This window comes from Kitasatospora sp. LaBMicrA B282 (assembly GCF_050325825.1).
GTDB lineage: Bacteria > Actinomycetota > Actinomycetes > Streptomycetales > Streptomycetaceae > Kitasatospora.
The window spans coordinates 17,404-33,748 of record NZ_JBNQTI010000056.1 but is presented as its reverse complement, the minus strand read 5'-3'; the positions used below and the strand labels follow the sequence as shown (position 1 = coordinate 33,748).

The 16,345-nt window shown below is 72.5% G+C and carries 13 protein-coding genes, 1 tRNA gene and 1 riboswitch; of the genes, 10 read left to right on the top strand and 4 right to left on the bottom strand.

The features are described from left to right. The first annotated feature begins 35 nt into the window (after positions 1-35). The 7 genes from ACQRUO_RS17815 (at position 36) to ACQRUO_RS17785 (ending at position 8,172) form a co-directional block, all read left to right on the top strand. Positions 36-1,301: a cytochrome P450 family protein gene (locus tag ACQRUO_RS17815; RefSeq protein ID WP_428316923.1), complete on the top strand. Its 1,266-nt coding sequence runs from the start codon at positions 36-38 to the stop codon at positions 1,299-1,301. Positions 1,302-1,521: 220 nt separating this feature from the next. Continuing rightward, a riboswitch (cyclic di-AMP (ydaO/yuaA leader) is annotated at positions 1,522-1,673 on the top strand. A 2-nt stretch (positions 1,674-1,675) separates the two neighbouring features. After that, positions 1,676-2,521: a transglycosylase family protein gene (locus ACQRUO_RS17810; RefSeq protein WP_428316922.1), complete on the top strand. Its 846-nt coding sequence runs from the start codon at positions 1,676-1,678 to the stop codon at positions 2,519-2,521. Between the two features lie 241 nt (positions 2,522-2,762). Beyond that, on the top strand, positions 2,763-4,049 hold the full coding sequence (gene eno, locus ACQRUO_RS17805) for a phosphopyruvate hydratase (RefSeq protein ID WP_428316921.1): 1,287 nt from the start codon (positions 2,763-2,765) through the stop codon (positions 4,047-4,049). A gap of 199 nt (positions 4,050-4,248) precedes the next feature. Beyond that, on the top strand, positions 4,249-4,707 hold the full coding sequence (locus ACQRUO_RS17800) for an FtsB family cell division protein (protein WP_428316920.1): 459 nt from the start codon (positions 4,249-4,251) through the stop codon (positions 4,705-4,707). Positions 4,708-4,769: 62 nt separating this feature from the next. Next, positions 4,770-5,405 (top strand): DUF501 domain-containing protein, encoded by a 636-nt coding sequence (locus tag ACQRUO_RS17795; protein WP_428316919.1) that lies wholly within the window; start codon positions 4,770-4,772, stop codon positions 5,403-5,405. Continuing rightward, positions 5,402-6,343 carry an exopolyphosphatase gene (locus tag ACQRUO_RS17790; RefSeq protein ID WP_428316918.1) on the top strand — a complete coding sequence of 314 codons (942 nt, stop codon included), beginning with the start codon at positions 5,402-5,404 and terminating at the stop codon, positions 6,341-6,343. Before ACQRUO_RS17795 ends, ACQRUO_RS17790 begins: the two co-directional genes overlap by 4 nt. A gap of 458 nt (positions 6,344-6,801) precedes the next feature. Further along, positions 6,802-8,172, top strand: coding sequence for an NAD(P)/FAD-dependent oxidoreductase (locus tag ACQRUO_RS17785; RefSeq protein ID WP_428316917.1), 1,371 nt, complete (start codon positions 6,802-6,804; stop codon positions 8,170-8,172). A gap of 228 nt (positions 8,173-8,400) precedes the next feature. On the opposite strand, the gene ACQRUO_RS17780 is transcribed toward ACQRUO_RS17785, so the two are convergent. Both ACQRUO_RS17780 and ACQRUO_RS17775 read right to left on the bottom strand, forming a co-directional pair. Beyond that, a complete protein-coding gene (locus tag ACQRUO_RS17780; protein ID WP_428316916.1) occupies positions 8,401-10,950 on the bottom strand; it encodes an ABC transporter permease in 2,550 nt (849 codons plus the stop codon). 29 nt (positions 10,951-10,979) lie between these two features. Then, complete coding sequence (locus tag ACQRUO_RS17775) at positions 10,980-11,753, bottom strand: ABC transporter ATP-binding protein (RefSeq protein WP_428316915.1); 774 nt, start codon at positions 11,751-11,753, stop codon at positions 10,980-10,982. A gap of 327 nt (positions 11,754-12,080) precedes the next feature. Between ACQRUO_RS17775 and ACQRUO_RS17770 the strand changes: the two genes are divergently transcribed. The 3 genes from ACQRUO_RS17770 to ACQRUO_RS17760 all read left to right on the top strand — a co-directional run bounded on the left by ACQRUO_RS17770 (position 12,081) and on the right by ACQRUO_RS17760 (position 13,677). Then, a tRNA-Leu gene (locus ACQRUO_RS17770) sits at positions 12,081-12,165 on the top strand. Positions 12,166-12,326: 161 nt separating this feature from the next. Beyond that, positions 12,327-13,208, top strand: coding sequence for a Bax inhibitor-1/YccA family protein (locus ACQRUO_RS17765; RefSeq protein WP_428316914.1), 882 nt, complete (start codon positions 12,327-12,329; stop codon positions 13,206-13,208). A 118-nt stretch (positions 13,209-13,326) separates the two neighbouring features. Next, positions 13,327-13,677: a hypothetical protein gene (locus ACQRUO_RS17760; RefSeq protein ID WP_428316913.1), complete on the top strand. Its 351-nt coding sequence runs from the start codon at positions 13,327-13,329 to the stop codon at positions 13,675-13,677. 27 nt (positions 13,678-13,704) lie between these two features. On the opposite strand, the gene ACQRUO_RS17755 is transcribed toward ACQRUO_RS17760, so the two are convergent. Continuing rightward, positions 13,705-14,655: a hypothetical protein gene (locus tag ACQRUO_RS17755; protein ID WP_428316912.1), complete on the bottom strand. Its 951-nt coding sequence runs from the start codon at positions 14,653-14,655 to the stop codon at positions 13,705-13,707. Positions 14,656-15,106: 451 nt separating this feature from the next. Beyond that, positions 15,107-16,327 carry an acetyl-CoA C-acetyltransferase gene (locus tag ACQRUO_RS17750; protein WP_428316911.1) on the bottom strand — a complete coding sequence of 407 codons (1,221 nt, stop codon included), beginning with the start codon at positions 16,325-16,327 and terminating at the stop codon, positions 15,107-15,109. Positions 16,328-16,345: the final 18 nt, after the last annotated feature.

Below are 16,345 nucleotides of genomic sequence, written 5' to 3'. Positions count from 1 at the left end.
GCTCACTCCTGCCCGGGACGGGTTACCGTCGAGGCATGCCGGAGCCGCTCGAGTCTTCCCCGCCACCCCTGTTCACCTGGGAGTTCGCCGCCGACCCCTACCCGGCGTACGCCTGGCTGCGCGAACACGCCCCCGTGCATCGGACCACCCTCCCGAGCGGTGTCGAAGCCTGGCTGGTCACCCGGTACGCGGACGCCCGGCAGGCGCTGGCCGACGCCCGGCTCTCCAAGAACCCGGCCCACCACAGCGAGCAGGCGCACCGCACCGGCCGGGTGGGGATCCCGGGGGAGCGGCAGGCGGACCTGATGACCCACCTGCTGAACATCGACCCGCCGGACCACACCCGGCTGCGCCGGCTGGTCTCCAAGGCCTTCACCCCGCGCCGGGTGGCCGAGTTCGAGCCGCGGGTGCAGCAGCTGACCGACCGGTTGATCGACGGCTTCGCGCAGCGCGGCTCGGCGGACCTGATCCACGAGTTCGCCTTCCCGCTGCCGATCTACGCGATCTGCGACCTGCTCGGCGTGCCGGCCGAGGACCAGGACGACTTCCGGGACTGGGCCGGGATGATGATCCGACACGGCGGGGGTCCGCGCGGCGGGGTGGCCCGGGCGGTCAAGAAGATGCGCGGCTACCTGGCCGAGTTGATCCACCGCAAGCGGGCCGACCCGGGCGACGACCTGATCTCGGGTCTGATCCGGGCCAGCGACCACGGCGAGCACCTGAGTGAGAACGAGGCCGCGGCGATGGCCTTCATCCTGCTCTTCGCCGGCTTCGAGACCACCGTGAACCTGATCGGCAACGGCATGTTCACGCTGATGCGGCAGCCGGCCGAGCGGGACCGGCTGCAGGAGTCGCTGCGCCGCGGCGAGCGCGCCCTGCTCACCACCGGGGTGGAGGAACTGCTGCGCTACGACGGGCCGGTGGAGCTGGCCACCTGGCGGTTCGCCACCCGCCCGGTGACCATCGGCGGGGTGGAGATCCCGGTCGGTGACCCGGTGCTGGTGGTGCTGGCCGGGGCGGACCGCGATCCGAACAGGTTCGAGCACCCGGACGTGCTCGACCTGGCCCGCAGCGACAACCCGCACCTGGGCTTCGGGCACGGCATCCACTACTGCATCGGCGCCCCGCTGGCCCGGTTGGAGGGGCAGGCGGCGCTGGCCACGCTGCTGACCCGGCTGCCGGACCTCGCGCTCGCGGCGGACCCGGCCGAGCTGCGCTGGCGCGGCGGTCTGATCATGCGCGGACTGCGCGAACTTCCGGTTTCTTTCACTCCGGAGAAAGAGAACGGTCAGGCCCGTTAAGGCATCTGACGTTATGTCGTCAGATGCCAATTCAGGATCGTCTGAATGCGCATCAAACCGGACAAAGCCGAGCGGTTAGTAGGCGACCCACGACTGCCCGTGATTCCGGTGTGATGTGGGCGATATGAGCTTGTGATTGCTCCGTCAATCTGCTTACCCTCCCAGGAGTTCGCAGCTGCGAACCCCGCGCGCGGTACGCCGAGTCCTGCCCACCGCGCCGTCGGGACACCGACCTACACCTGGGGCAGGGGCGGGGGACCCACGATTTCTGCCGGATCCCTCGGCTAGGGGTGAAGCCGCGTCAAGCGGCCGGGCCAACCTCACGGGCCCGAACCCGACAGCTCACCTCGCAGGCGTCCGGAGAGGGACAGTTCATGCTGCTCAAGGGCAATGGTCGCCATCGTCGTCGCACCCAGGCCGAGAAGGCGGTCGCCGCGGCGGGTGTCGTCGGGGCGGGCCTGGCGGTGCCGCTGCTCACCGCGACCGGCGCGCACGCGGCCCCGGTCTCGGTCTGGGACAAGGTCGCCAACTGCGAGAGCACCAACGACTGGTCGATCAACACCGGCAACGGCTTCTACGGCGGCCTGCAGTTCACCTCCTCGACCTGGGCCGCGTACGGCGGCACCCAGTACGCGCCGCAGGCCGACCAGGCCAGCAAGGCGCAGCAGATCTCGGTCGCCGAGCGGGTGCTGGCCGACCAGGGGCCGGGCGCCTGGCCGGTCTGCTCGGTGGCGGCCGGGCTCTCCCGCGGCGGTGCGCCGGCCGCGGTGGACGCCGCTGCCCCGGCCGCACCGCAGGCCAAGCCGGCCGCCCCGCAGCAGCGCAGCGCCCCGAAGCCGCAGGCCAAGCCGTCGGCGGCGGCGCCGCAGTCGGCTCCGGCCGCGCAGTCGGCCGCGCCGAGCTTCCCGGGCAAGGCCGGCTGGGACGCGAACGGCAAGGTCTTCTGGTACCAGCACAACGGCGGCTGGTACTGGACCAGTCACCAGAGCGTGTACGACCAGTACGCCGCGCCGCAGGCCCCGGCGCAGACCCAGGCGCCCGCCCCGGCCGCCGCGCCCGCCGGTCACGACTACACCGTGCAGGCCGGCGACACGCTCTCCTCGATCGCCCAGGCCCAGCACCTGAGCGGTGGTTGGCACGCGCTCTACCAGGACAACCAGCAGACGGTGGGCCAGGACCCGAACCTGATCCTGCCCGGCCAGGTGCTGCACCTCGGCTGACCGGCAGCGTGCTCGGCCCGGCGTCCGAGGGGCGCCGGGCCGCCCCGCACCGCCGGCCGGCCGCGGGGCGCGGGCCCGGGTGACCCCGCCCGTGCATTCAGGTGAACTACCGTCGGGTAGCCGAGCCACACCGTGAGACGGACGCCGGGTCCGGGTCTGAGCCGCGGCCGGTGCGGTTAGGCTCTGGTCGTAACGACCCGTATCCACGTCCGCTGGACCGCTTCCGCCTAGGAGATGCCTCGTGCCGTCCATTGATGTCGTCGTCGCCCGTGAGATCCTCGACTCGCGCGGCAACCCCACGGTCGAGGTCGAGGTGGGCCTCGACGACGGCAGCACCGGCCGTGCCGCTGTCCCGTCCGGCGCCTCCACCGGTGCCTTCGAGGCGCTGGAGCTGCGCGACGGTGACAAGAACCGCTACTTCGGCAAGGGTGTCGAGAAGGCCGTCCTCGCCGTCATCGAGCAGATCGGCCCGGAGCTGGTCGGCTACGACGCCACCGAGCAGCGGCTGATCGACCAGGCGATGCTCGACCTGGACGCCACCCCGGACAAGTCCTCGCTCGGCGCCAACGCGATCCTCGGCGTCTCGCTGGCCGTCGCGCACGCCGCCTCCGAGGCCAGCGACCTGCCGCTGTTCCGCTACCTCGGCGGTCCCAACGCGCACGTGCTGCCGGTCCCGATGATGAACATCCTCAACGGTGGTTCGCACGCCGACTCCAACGTCGACATCCAGGAGTTCATGATCGCGCCGATCGGCGCCGAGTCGTTCTCCGAGGCGGTCCGCTGGGGCGTGGAGGTCTACCACACCCTCAAGGCGGTGCTGAAGGAGCGCGGCCTGTCCACCGGTCTGGGCGACGAGGGCGGCTTCGCGCCGAACCTGGACTCCAACCGCGAGGCCCTGGACCTGATCACCGAGGCCATCAAGAAGGCCGGCTACGTGCCGGGCCAGGACATCGCGCTGGCCCTGGACGTCGCCGCCACCGAGTTCCACCAGGACGGCGCCTACCAGTTCGAGGGCAAGTCGCTGTCGGCCGCCGAGCTGATCGACTACTACGCCGAGCTGGTCGACAGCTACCCGCTGGTCTCCATCGAGGACCCGCTGAGCGAGGAGGACTGGGACGGCTGGAAGGCCATCACCGACCGCCTCGGCAGCAAGGTCCAGCTGGTCGGTGACGACCTGTTCGTGACCAACCCGCAGCGCCTGGCCCGCGGCATCGAGACCGGCACGGCCAACGCCCTGCTGGTGAAGGTGAACCAGATCGGTTCGCTGACCGAGACCCTGGACGCCGTCGAGCTGGCCCAGCGCAACGGCTACCGCTGCATGATGTCGCACCGCTCGGGCGAGACCGAGGACGTCACCATCGCCGACCTGGCCGTCGCCACCAACTGCGGCCAGATCAAGACCGGTGCCCCGGCCCGCTCCGAGCGCGTGGCCAAGTACAACCAGCTGCTGCGCATCGAGGAGATCCTCGACGACGCCGCCGAGTACGCGGGCCGCGCGGCCTTCCCGCGCTTCCGCTCTGCGGAGTAACAAGCACAGCCGCTCCGCGGAGTAACAAGCACAGCCGCGCTGCGGAGTAACAGGCACAGTCGCCACGAGGGCTGATCGGCCACAGAGGCCGATCGGTGCAGCCCGTTCGAGGGCTGACCAGTCCTGCCTGACCGGTGCCCTGGCCGCCACCCCGTAGGGTGGGGGCCGGGGCACCGGCACGAGTGGGAGGGGTCAGGAGATGGCAGGCTGGAAGATCCCGGGCCTGGGCGGCCGGCCGCGGTTCACCAGCCGGGCCACCGTGCTCGTCCTGGTGCTCTGCTCGCTGGTGGCGATCCTCGCCTACCCGACCCGGCAGTTCATCAACCAGCAGGACCAGATCAGCGCCCAGCGGGCCAAGGCCGAGCAGGCCCGCCAGCAGGTCCAGCAGCTGACCGTGGCGTGGGCCCGCTGGCAGGACCCGGCCTTCGTCAAGGCGCAGGCGCGCGAGCGGCTGCACTACGCGATGCCCGGCGAGACCCCGTTCGTCTCGGTCGACCCGTCCCCCTCGGCCAACCCCGCCCCGCCCACCGCCGGTGGCCCGCAGACCGCGGCCCGGACCGCCGCCCAGGCGGCCAAGCCCTGGTACGCCACCGTCTGGGACTCGGTGGACGCGGCCGCGACCCCCGCGCCCGCCCCCGTGGCCAGCAGCGCTCCGTGACAGGCAGCGCCCCGTGACGCGTCCGCGAGAAGCCGGCCCCCGCGAGAAGAACAGCAACTGACATGACACTTGAGAACCAGCCGGTCGCCGACCGCGACCTGGCCGCCGTGGCGGCCCAGCTCGGCCGCGTCCCGCGCGGCACCCGCGCGGTGGCGCACCGCTGCCCGTGCGGCAACCCGGACGTGGTGGAGACCGCCCCCCGGCTGCCCGACGGCACGCCCTTCCCCACCCTCTACTACCTCACCTGCCCCAAGGCCGCCTCGCTGATCGGCACCCTGGAGGCGGACGGCGTGATGAAGGAGCAGAGCGCCCGGCTCGCGGCCGACCCCGAACTGGCGGCCGCCTACCAGAAGGCGCACGAGGACTACATCGCCCGCCGCGACGCGATCGAGGTGCTGGAGGGCTTCCCCTCGGCCGGCGGGATGCCGGACCGGGTGAAGTGCCTGCACGTGCTGGTCGGCCACTCGCTGGCGGCCGGCCCCGGGGTCAACCCGCTGGGCGACGAGGCGCTGGCGATGCTGCCCGAGTGGTGGCGCAAGGGCGCCTGCGTGAGCGAGCAGCAGGTCGAGGACGGGGTCGCGGCGCTGGCCGAACAGCGCGCAGCGGCCGAGGACCACGAGGCCGTGATCGCGGCCAAGGAGCAGAAGACCGCCGAGCGGGCGGCGAAGCGGGCGGCGAAGGCGGAGGAGCAGCAGTGAGCGTCACCCGGGTCGCCGCGATCGACTGCGGCACCAACTCGATCCGCCTGCTGATCGCCGACCTCGACCCGGAGACCGGCGCGATCACCGACCTGGACCGCCGGATGCTGATCGTCCGGCTCGGCCAGGACGTGGACCGCACCGGCCGGCTGGCCCCGGAGGCGCTGGAGCGCACCTTCGCCGCCTGCCGCGAGTACGCCGCGGTGATCGCCGAGTACGGGGTGGGCCCGGAGCGGACCCGCTTCGTGGCCACCAGCGCCTCCCGGGACGCGGAGAACAGCGCGGACTTCACCAAGGGCGTGCGGGAGATCCTCGGCGTCGAGCCGGAGGTGGTCACCGGTGACGAGGAGGCGCAGCTCTCCTTCACCGGCGCCACCAAGGAGCTGACCGGCGGCGCGGTGCCGGCCCCCTACCTGGTCTTCGACCTGGGCGGCGGCTCCACCGAGTTCGTGCTGGGCGGCGAGCACGTGCACGCGGCCCGCTCGGTGGACATCGGCTGCGTCCGGCTGACCGAGCGGCACTTCGCCGGCACCGAGGTGCCGACGCCGGCTCAGATCGCGGCGGCCCGGGCGGACATTTCGGCGGCGCTGGACCTGGCCGCCGAGGTGGTGCCGCTGACCGAGGCGGCCTCGCTGGTCGGCCTGGCCGGCACGGTCACCACGGTGGCGGCCATCGTGCTGGAGCTGCCGGAGTACGACTCCACCCGGGTGCACCACGCGCGGGTCTCGCTGGCCCAGGTCCGCGAGGTGACCGAGCGGCTGCTGGCGGCCGACCACGCCGAGCGGGCGGCGATCCCGGTGATGCACCCGGGCCGGGTGGACGTGATCGCGGCGGGCTCGCTGGTGCTGCTCTCGATCATGGAGCGGACCGGCGCCGCGGAGCTGGTGGTCAGCGAGCACGACATCCTGGACGGGATCGCCTGGAGCACCGCGGGCTGAGGGCCCGTCGGTCCACCCCTCGGTCCGCCCGCCCGTCCCGGTGGGCGGACCGGTTCGTGGACAGCGCTCCGGGCTCCGTCCAACTGCGTGGTGGCGGGGTGTCGCGGGAAAGTTCGTGAATTTCTTCACATGGGATTCCGGTCTTTCGGGTCAGTCCCGGGGGTGGTTCGTCCGGATTGGCGGGAGTGAAGGCCGGCGGCCGGGGCGGCCCGAAGGATCCCAGGTGGGGCTCCGGATCGGGCGGTGGAATCGAAATGGCACTCGGGAACCCCGCCGGTGCGCGGATCGTTGCTGCTCAGCCGGGGGAGCGGAATCGAAACGTCCGCCGGGGCGGATCTTGGAGCGCTTGACTGCCCCTCAGGCCCCGATGTGCGGCCGGGCAGTGTAGCAGAGGGTGTCCAGAACCTTGTGACGGGCCTCACGAGGGCTGCTCAAGGCGGGGGTGGATACTTTCGGATATGAGCACCACGGAGCGTCCTCGCATCCTCATTGTCGGCGGTGGTTACGTCGGCCTGTATGCCGCGATGCGCATCCTCAAGAAGATGCGCTACGGGGAGGCGACCGTCACGGTCGTCGACCCGCGGTCGTACATGACGTACCTGCCCTTCCTTCCCGAGGCGGCCGGCGGCAACGTCGCGCCTCGCAACCTCGTCGCGCCGCTGCGCAGCGCCCTGAAGAAGGCGGAGGTGCTCACCGGTCACGTGACCGAGGTGGACCACGCCCGCAAGGTCGCCACCATCGCGCCGCTGGCCGGCGACTCCTACGAGCTGCCCTTCGACTACCTGGTCGTGGCCACCGGCTCGGTCTCCCGCACCTTCCCGATCCCCGGCCTGGCCGAGCACGGCATCGGCATGAAGACGGTCGAGGAGGCGATCAGCCTCCGCAACCACGTCATGGCGCAGCTGGACAAGGCCGAGTCCACCACGGACCCGGAGATCCGGCGCAAGGCCCTCACCTTCGTGATCATCGGTGGCGGCTTCGCCGGCATCGAGACGGTCGCGGAGATCGAGGACATGGCCCGCGACGCCGCCAAGATCTACAACACCGTCAGCCGCGACGACATGCGCTTCATCGTGGTCGAGGCGGCCAACCGGATCCTGCCCGAGATGGGCCCGGACCTGGGGCTGTGGACCAAGGAGAAGCTCGAGGAGCGCAACATCGAGGTCTTCATCGAGACCTCCATGGACTCCTGCGTCGACGGCCACGTGGTGCTGAAGAACGGCGTCGAGTGCGACGCCTCCACCATCGTGTGGACCGCGGGCGTCAAGCCCAACCCGGTGGTGAACAACTTCGGCCTCCCGCTGGGCCCGCGCGGCCACGTCGACACCGCGGCGACCCTGCAGGTGCAGGGCTTCGACTACGTCTGGTCGGCCGGCGACAACGCCCAGGTGCCTGACCTCGCCGCCGGCGAGGGCGCCTGGTGCCCGCCGAACGCGCAGCACGCGGTGCGCCAGGCCGTGGTCCTCGGCGACAACGTGGTCTCCGGCATGCGGGGCTTCCCGCAGAAGGAGTACAAGCACAAGAACCTGGGTGCGGTCGCCGGTCTCGGCCTGCACAAGGGCGTGGCGATCCTCTTCGGCAAGTACAAGCTGAAGGGCCGTCCGGCCTGGTGGTTCCACCGCCTGTACCACGGCGCCATGGTGCCGACCATGAACCGCAAGGTCCGGGTCTTCACCGACTGGACCCTCGCGATGTTCCTCAAGCGCGAGGCCGTCGGCCTCTCCCAGATGGAGAAGCCGTACGGCGCCTTCCAGGAGGTCACCGCCTCCGTCCCGGCACCGGCCAAGCCGGTGGACGCCGAGGCCGACAAGGCACTCGCCAGCAAGTAAGCGACTGGCCCCGGCGGCAGGGAGTCCGGGGCATGAGTCGGAGGCTCTCCGCCCGGCAGCGCTGCCGGACCACGACCTCCGTGGTGCTCAGCCGGCCGTGCGACCGGGCGGAGTACAAGCGCACAGGGCGCAGCAAAGGGCCTCGGCCCGGTGGTGACCACCGGGCCGAGGCCCTTCTGCATGCCCTGCGGTGCAGGCCTTCCGTCGGCAGGCCGCCCGGGGCCGCCGTCAGGCGGCCTTGATGCTCTCCAGGATGTCCAGCTTGGCGGCCCGGCGGGACGGCCAGACGGCGGCCACCAGGCCGACCAGCCCGGCCAGCGCCAGGAAGAGCAGCAGCTTGCCGACCGGCAGCACGGTGCTCAGCCCGGCCAGCGAGCCCCGCAGCGTGCCGTTGACCGCCCAGGCCAGGAAGCAGCCCAGCCCCAGCCCGAGCACCGCGCCGAAGAGCGAGATCACCACCGACTCCAGCCGGACCATCTGCTTGACCCCGGACCGGTTCAGCCCGATCGCCCGCAGCATCCCGATCTCGCGCCTGCGCTCGAAGACCGACATCGCCATGGTGTTGACCACGCCGAGCACGGCCACCAGGACCGACATCGCCAGCAGCCCGTAGAGCATGTTGAGCGCGAAGCTGATCACCGAACTGGCCTGGTTGCGCAGGTCGGCCTTGCTCTCCACCTGGACCAGCGGGTTCTCGCCGCCGGCCGCCACCAGGGCCTGGCGCAGCGCCGGGCTCTCCCCGGCCGTGCCCTTGACCAGCACCTGGCCGTAGGAGGCGGGGACCCCGTGGGCGGCCAGCGTGGCGTTGCTCATGGTGAGTTGGCCGACCACCGGGCTCCGGTCGTAGATCCCGCCGACCGTCAGGCTGCCGGTGCTGCCGTCCGGGAAGAGGACGGGCAGCGAGTCGCCCACGGCCAGGTGCCCGGTCCTGGCGGTCGGGGCGTCGACCAGCAGCTGTCCCTGGCCCAGCGCGGCCGCCGAGCCGCTCTGCATGGTCAGGTCGAGCAGCGCGGGCGCCTGGGCCGGGTCCAGGCCGGTGACCTGGCGGCCCTGGCCGCCGATGGTGAAGTACGCGCTGTTCACCGGCGAGCTGGCGGCCACCCCGGGCGCCTTGGCGATCTGCCCGGCCAGGTCCGGGGAGACGTTCAGGCCGTTGGAGAGCTGGACCGAGTAGTCGGCGCGCAGCGAGCTGGTCATCGTCCTGTCGAGCCAGCCGTTCAGCGAGGCGCCGAGCACGGTCAGCGCGCTGACCAGGGTCAGGCCGATGGTCAGGGCGGAGGCGGTGGCCGCGGTGCGGCGCGGGTTGCGCACCGCGTTCTGCCGGGCCAGCTTGCCGGAGACCCCGAACAGCCGGCCGAGCACCGGGCCGAGCAGCGCGATCAGCGGGCGGGAGAGCAGCGGGGTCAGGACGAAGATCCCGACCAGCATGGCGGCCGCGCCGCCGGCCACCGTCCACTTGCCGTCGCTGCCCTGGGTCGAGCCCAGCAGGACCAGCGCCAGGCCGCCACCGGCGATCACCGTGCCGATGCCGTTGCGGATCACCAGGCTCTTCTGGGTGGCCGGCGCCTCGCCGGTGCCCATCGCGGCCACCGGCGCCACCCGGGCGGCCCGGCGGGCCGGCAGCAGTGCCGAGACCACGGTCACCGCGAGCCCCACCAGCACGGTGGCGACCACCGTGGTCGGGCTGACGACCAGCGGCCCGGTGGGCGTGTCGCTGCCCAGGTGGCCGACCAGTGCCTGCATGCCGGCGCCGATGCCGATCCCGGCGAGCAGACCCGCCACCGAGGAGAGCAGGCCGATCAGCACGGCCTCCAGCAGCACCGAGCGGGTGACCTGCCTGCGGCTGGCCCCGATCGCCCGCAGCAGCGCCAGCTCCCGGGTGCGCTGGGCGACCAGCATGCCGAAGGTGTTGGCGATGATGAAGATGCCGACGAAGAGCGAGATGCCGGCGAAGGCCAGCAGCATGGTGCGCACGCTCGACATGTCGCGGGAGACCTGGTCGCGCTGGTCGGCGGTCAGCCGGTCGGCGGTCCGGGCGGTGATGTCGCCGCTGTGCGGCAGCAGCGGCAGCACCTCGTCGAGCAGCGCCTGCTGGCTGGTGCCGGGGGCGGCGGTGAGCGAGATCTCCGAGTACTGGCCGGGGGCCAGCAGCAGGTGCTGGGCGGTCGCGGTGTCGAAGAGCACCAGCGGGTCGCCGGAGCTCACCTTGGGGTCGTCGGTGGTGAAGACGCCGGTGAGGGTCTCGGTCAGGGCCGGGCCGTTGGTGGCGACCCGGACGGTGTCGCCCACCCGGTAGCCGGCCTTGCGGGCGGTCTGCTGGTCGAGCGCGATCTCGCCGGCCCGCTGCGGCCCGCGGCCCTCGGCCATCGGGTAGCGCGGGTCGGCGCCGGCGGTGTTCGGCACCCAGTTGGCGCCGCGGGAGTCGCCGGCGATCGCCTTGCCCTGCTTGTCGGCCACGGCGGTGAAGTCGCTCACCGTGCCGCGCACCGAGGCGGCGCCGGGCAGCTTGGCCAGCTGGTCCACGGTGCCGGCGGTGAGCCTGGGGGTGGTGGCCGTCGCGCGCTCCTCGGGGGCGGCGGTGGCCTGCGCCCCGCGGTCGGTGACCAGCACCGAGAGGTCGGCGTAGCTCTTCGAGTAGCTGTTCTTCAGGGCCGAGCCGAAGGTGTCGGAGAAGACCAGGGTGCCGGCCACGAAGGCGGTGCCGAGCAGCACGGCCAGCATGGTCATCAGCAGTCGCCCCTTGTGGGCGAGCACGTTGCGCAGCGCGGTGCGGTACATGGTGGGTGTCGGTTCCTTCCGGCGCGGCGTCAGCTGGTGCGGCCCTTGGCGTCGAACCGGCGCATCCGGTTCAGCACGCCGTCGGCGGTGGGGGCGGCCAGTTCGTCGACGATCCGGCCGTCGGCCAGGAAGACGACCCGGCCGGCGTAGGAGGCGGCCACCGGGTCGTGGGTCACCATGACGACGGTCTGGCCGAGTTCGCGCACCGAGTTGCGCAGGAAGTCGAGGATCTCGGCGCCGGAGCGGGAGTCGAGGTTGCCGGTGGGTTCGTCGGCGAAGACGATCTCCGGCCGGCTCGCCAGGGCCCGGGCGCAGGCCACCCGCTGCTGCTGGCCGCCGGAGAGCTGGGCCGGGCGGTGGCTCAGCCGGCCGGACAGGCCGACGGTGTCCACCACCGCGCGCAGCCACTCCTGGTCGACCTTGCGTCCCGCGATGTCCATCGGCAGCGTGATGTTCTCCAGCGCGGTCAGCGTGGGGAGCAGGTTGAAGGCCTGGAAGACGAAGCCGATCTTGTCCCGGCGCAGCTGGGTGAGCTGCTTGTCCCGCAGGCCGACCAGCTCCGTCCCGCCGATCGTGGTGGAGCCGGAGGTGACCGCGTCCAGCCCGGCCATGCAGTGCATCAGGGTGGACTTCCCGGAGCCGGAGGGGCCCATGATCGCGGTGAACTCGCCCTGGTGGAAGGCCACATCCACCGAGTCGAGGGCCACCACCCGGGTCTCGCCGGAGCCGTACACCTTGCTGAGGCCGACTGCTCGGGCGGCGGCTCGGCCGGTCTGGAGGGCGGCTGCGGTCGTCGTGGTCACGGGCACTCCTGGGGTCGGCCGCCGGGCGTGACGGGGCGGCGGCGGTGCGGTTCGGGGAATACCTCCATGCTCGGTGCCGCATTCGCCGCTTTCGTCGCTCCGGCGGACGGTTGGTCCGCCGACCGCGAGGCTTACCCGGGAGGTCGAAATCTCCTCCTCCGGTATGACACCGCCCCTGATGGCCGGAACCGGCGGGTGGCCTGGCCAAATCGCAGACAGTTCGTCAGATGGCAAGGAAACATGACAACTTCCTGCCCAAGGAACATGCGCGAGGGGGAGGTGGGCGGCTAGGCTCAGGGGTGGCCCGCACACGGGTGGAGAGGTCCGGCCCGGATGGTGGAACGCAGACACGGGCAGCTTAAAACTGCTTGGCCGTGAGGCCGTGCCGGTTCGAGTCCGGCTCCGGGCACCAAAGTTGCACGACCGGGCGGCGCCCCGGCTCCCCAGGGAGTCGGGGCGCCGTCGTTCTCCCGGCTCCGGGCGGGTGGGTGGACCGCGCCTCCGCCGGATCCTTTGCCAACGCATTACCATTGGCCCCGGCGGGCGGCGCCGTGCCGCCCTGGGAGGAAGAGCATGAGGAGCAGCAACCCGGTCTTCTCGCGGGTGGGGTCGTTCAGCCGCGACCCCCGGTACGCGGGCTTCGGCACCGCGGGCGGGTACGGAGCCGCGGGCGGCCACGGCGCTGCCGGCACCGGCCCGGCGGCCGGGTACGGCGGCTACGGCGCGGCCGGACCGGCGACCAGCGCCGAGCAACTGGACGAGCTCTACCGCCGGCCGGCCGCCGGGCCGCAGGCGACCGGCCGGATGACCATCGACGACGTGGTCGCCAGCACCGCGCTCACCCTGCTGACCGTGGTGGCCGCCGGTGCGGTGGCCTGGTTCGCACTGCCCACCGCGAGCTTCGGCATCGCCGGCGCGGCGGCGCTGGCCGCGCTCGTGGTCGGCCTGGTGATCAGCTTCCGGCGGAGCGTCAACCCGGCCCTGGTGCTGCTCTACGCGGGCCTGGAGGGCTTCTTCCTCGGCGCGCTGACCAAGGTCTTCAACACCCTCTGGCCGGGCATCGCGGTCCAGGCCGTGCTGGGTACCGCCGCGGTCTTCGCGGGCATGCTGATCGCCTACCGGACCGGGCGGATCAAGGTCACCGAGCGGTACGCCAGGATCGGGCTGGCGATCGCGCTCGGGTTCGTGCTGCTGTTGGCGGTGAACCTGGTCGCCGCGCTGTTCGGCGCCTCGCTGGGGCTCGACTCCGGGCCGCTGGGCATCGTGGTGGGGCTGGTCGGGATCGGGCTGGGCGCCTTCTTCCTGTCGCTGGACTTCGCCGCGGTGGAGCAGGCGATCCGCGGCGGCGCGCCGCGCCGGGAGTCCTGGCGGGCGGCCTTCGGGCTGACCCTGTCGCTGGTCTGGATCTACCTGGAGCTGCTGCGGCTGATCGCGATCCTGCGCGGCGACGACTGAGGCCCCTCGCTCGACGTCCGCGGTGCCCGTGCCACCTGGTGGTGCGGGCACCGCGGCGTTCCGGGGGGCGTGGCGGGGGCCCGTCCGGGCGGCCCGGGGCGGGCGCTAGGCTCGCCGCATGGCTGAAGGCGGACTGGCGGAGTTGGCGGCGGCGGTGGACCGGCTGGCGGACCGGTTCCGGGCGCTGCCGCAGAGCGCCCTGTTGCTGGCGGTACCCGGTCACCCGTCGCGGGCCGCGGCCGGGTTGGCGCTGGCCCGGCAGCTGGCCGGCTGGGCGCAGCAACTGGAGGAGGGTGCCGCGGCGGTGCCGCGGGAGATCCCGGAGGCCGGCGTCTTCGCCGTCGGCGACCAGCTCTCGGTGACCGGCCACGACCTGGTGCTCGCGCTGGCGGAAACGCCGACCGCCGCGCCCGGCCTCCTCGCGGAGGCGGTCGCGGCGGTGCGGGCGACGGCCGAGCTGACCGGCTGAGCGGGCGTCAGGCCGACTGAGCGGGTGTCAGACGCTGGCCACCACGCGGTCGGCCAGGACGTAGACCGCCTCCTCGTCGGTGGAGAAGGTCAGCGAGTAGGAACCGGAGAAGCGCGAGCCGCCGAGCAGCCGGACGTCCTCGCCGGCCCGGACCGCGTCGATCAGCCGATAGGCGGCCTCCCGGTCGCCGGGGGCCACGCAGAGCGTGGTGCCGTCGGCGAAGGCGTACACGTCCAGGGTCCCGAGCGGGCCGGGGCGCACGTCGGTGAGCGCGATCCGCTCCTCGGCCAGCGCGGTCAGCCGGGTGTCGGTCCACTCGCGCGAGGGCGTCTGGCTGGGCACGAAGTCCGGGTGCGAGGGGTGGCGGCGCGGGTCCGGTGCCGGCGCGGGCTGCTCCACCGGCTCCGGGTCGAGCAGCCCGGCCTCCAGGCCGGTGGCCAGCAGGTCGGCCTCGCGGGCCGCGCGCGCCTCGTGCGAGGCGGCGAGCTCGGCGCCCGGCGCGGTGCCGCCGGTGGGGCCGGCGGGGCCGCTGGGGCCCGGCAGGGTGCCGCTGTCCTGGAGCATGTCCTCCAGGGCCGAGCGGAGCGCCTCGCCGAAGGCCGGGTCCATGGTGCCCGCGTTGTCCACCGCGTCGTCCGGGCCGGTGGGGCGCGGGAAGAAGACCGGCCAGTTCGCCACCGGGCCGGTGCCGGGCAGGGTCTCGCCGTCGGCGGTCTGCCACGGCGGGGTGTCCAGCAGCGGGTCGTCCTCGGCCGCCCGGGCCTCCTGCTCGGCCCAGAACGCCCGGGCCTCGGTGATCTCCCGTTCCCGGTCGGCGGCCAGCGCCTCGGTGACGGCGCGGCGTATCGCGTCCTCGTCCACCGCGGCCGGTGCGGCGAGCCGGGCGGTGGCCAACGTGCGCAGGGCGCGCAGCTGAACCAGCACGGCGGTCGAGACGGCGATCAGAAGCAGCAGCAGGATGACGTACACGGCGCTCACGGAACGTACTCCTCGCGCGGAGTGGAACAAGGGAACGTCTCCACACTGCCGCATGGACAGGTGTTGCCGCAGGGGAAGATGTCCGAAATGCCGGTGATGTTGGTCATTGTCCGCAAATCCCAAGCGTGCTGTGGTGTACGCTGCGCGGTTGGGCGACTTCGCTGCGTCGAAGTCGGTGCCCCGGGAGACGAGTTGAGGGCCGAATCGCATCATCTGATGTGATCCGGCCCTCAATTACCGTACGTGACGCCGAATGGGTGGTGCGCTACGGAGGGGAGTCGCGTGACTCCGTTCCGTCTCCAGTGCCCCTCCAGTGGGCCTCAAGCAGCTCGGCTCAGCCGCTCGATGCTCTCTGGTCGCGGCTGAGCTGCTCCTCCGCTGCGGGCGGGTGCCGCCTGCCATCCCGGCCGAAGGCCGGAGATGGCAGGCGACCCCCACCCTCCGCTGCGTCTCAGCTCAGCCGCTCGATCACCATGGCCATGCCCTGCCCGCCGCCCACGCACATGGTCTCCAGGCCGAACTGCTTGTCGTGCCACTGGAGGGAGTTGATCAGCGTGGTGGTGATCCGGGCGCCGGTCATGCCGAAGGGGTGGCCCACCGCGATCGCGCCGCCGTTGACGTTCAGCTTCTCCAGCGGGATGCCCAAGTCCCGGTAGGAGGGGATGACCTGGGCCGCGAAGGCCTCGTTGATCTCGACCAGGTCGATGTCGTCGATGGTCATCCCGGCCCGCTTGAGCGCCTGGCGGGAGGCCTCGACCGGGCCGTAGCCCATGATCTCGGGGGAGAGCGCCGACAGGCCGGTGGAGACCACCCGGGCCAGCGGGGTGATGCCCAGCTCGCGCGCCTTGGTGTCGGACATGATGACCAGCGCGGCGGCGCCGTCGTTCAGCGGGCAGCAGTTGCCGGCGGTCACCGTGCCGTCGGGGCGGAAGACCGGCTTGAGACCCTGCACGGCCTCCAGCGTGACGCCCGCGCGCGGGCCGTCGTCGGCCGACACCACGGTGCCGTCCGGGGTGGTGACCGGGGTGATCTCGCGCTGCCAGAAGCCGGCCTTGATCGCCGCCTCGGCCAGGTTCTGCGAGCGGACGCCGAACTCGTCCTGGTCGGCCCGGGTGATGCCCTTGAGCGCCGCCAGGTTCTCCGCGGTCTGGCCCATCGCGATGTAGGCGTCCGGCAGCAGGCCGTCCTCGCGCGGGTCGTGCCACTCGCCGCCGCCCTCCGCGGCGCGCGTGGCGGTGCGGGCCACGGCGTCGGCGAAGAGCGGGTTCTGGGTGTCCGGCAGGCCGTCGGAGCTGCCCTTGATGCTGCGCGAGACGGTCTCCACGCCGGCCGAGATGAAGATGTCGCCCTCGCCCGCCTTGATCGCGTGCAGTGCCATCCGGGTGGTCTGCAGCGAGGAGGAGCAGTAGCGGGTGATGGTGGTGCCGGGCAGGTAGTCCATGCCGGCCTGGACCGCGACGATCCGGGCCAGGTTGTGGCCCTGCTCGCCGCCGGGCAGGCCGCAGCCCAGCATCAGGTCGTCGATCAGGCGCGGGTCGAGCTCCGGGACCTTGGCCAGCGCGGCGGCGATGATCTGCGCGGTCAGGTCGTCCGGGCGCACGTCCTTCAGCGAGCCCTTGAAGGCGCGGCCGATCGGCGAACGGGCGGCGCTGACGATGACGGCTTCGGGCATGACGGCTCCTCGGTGCGG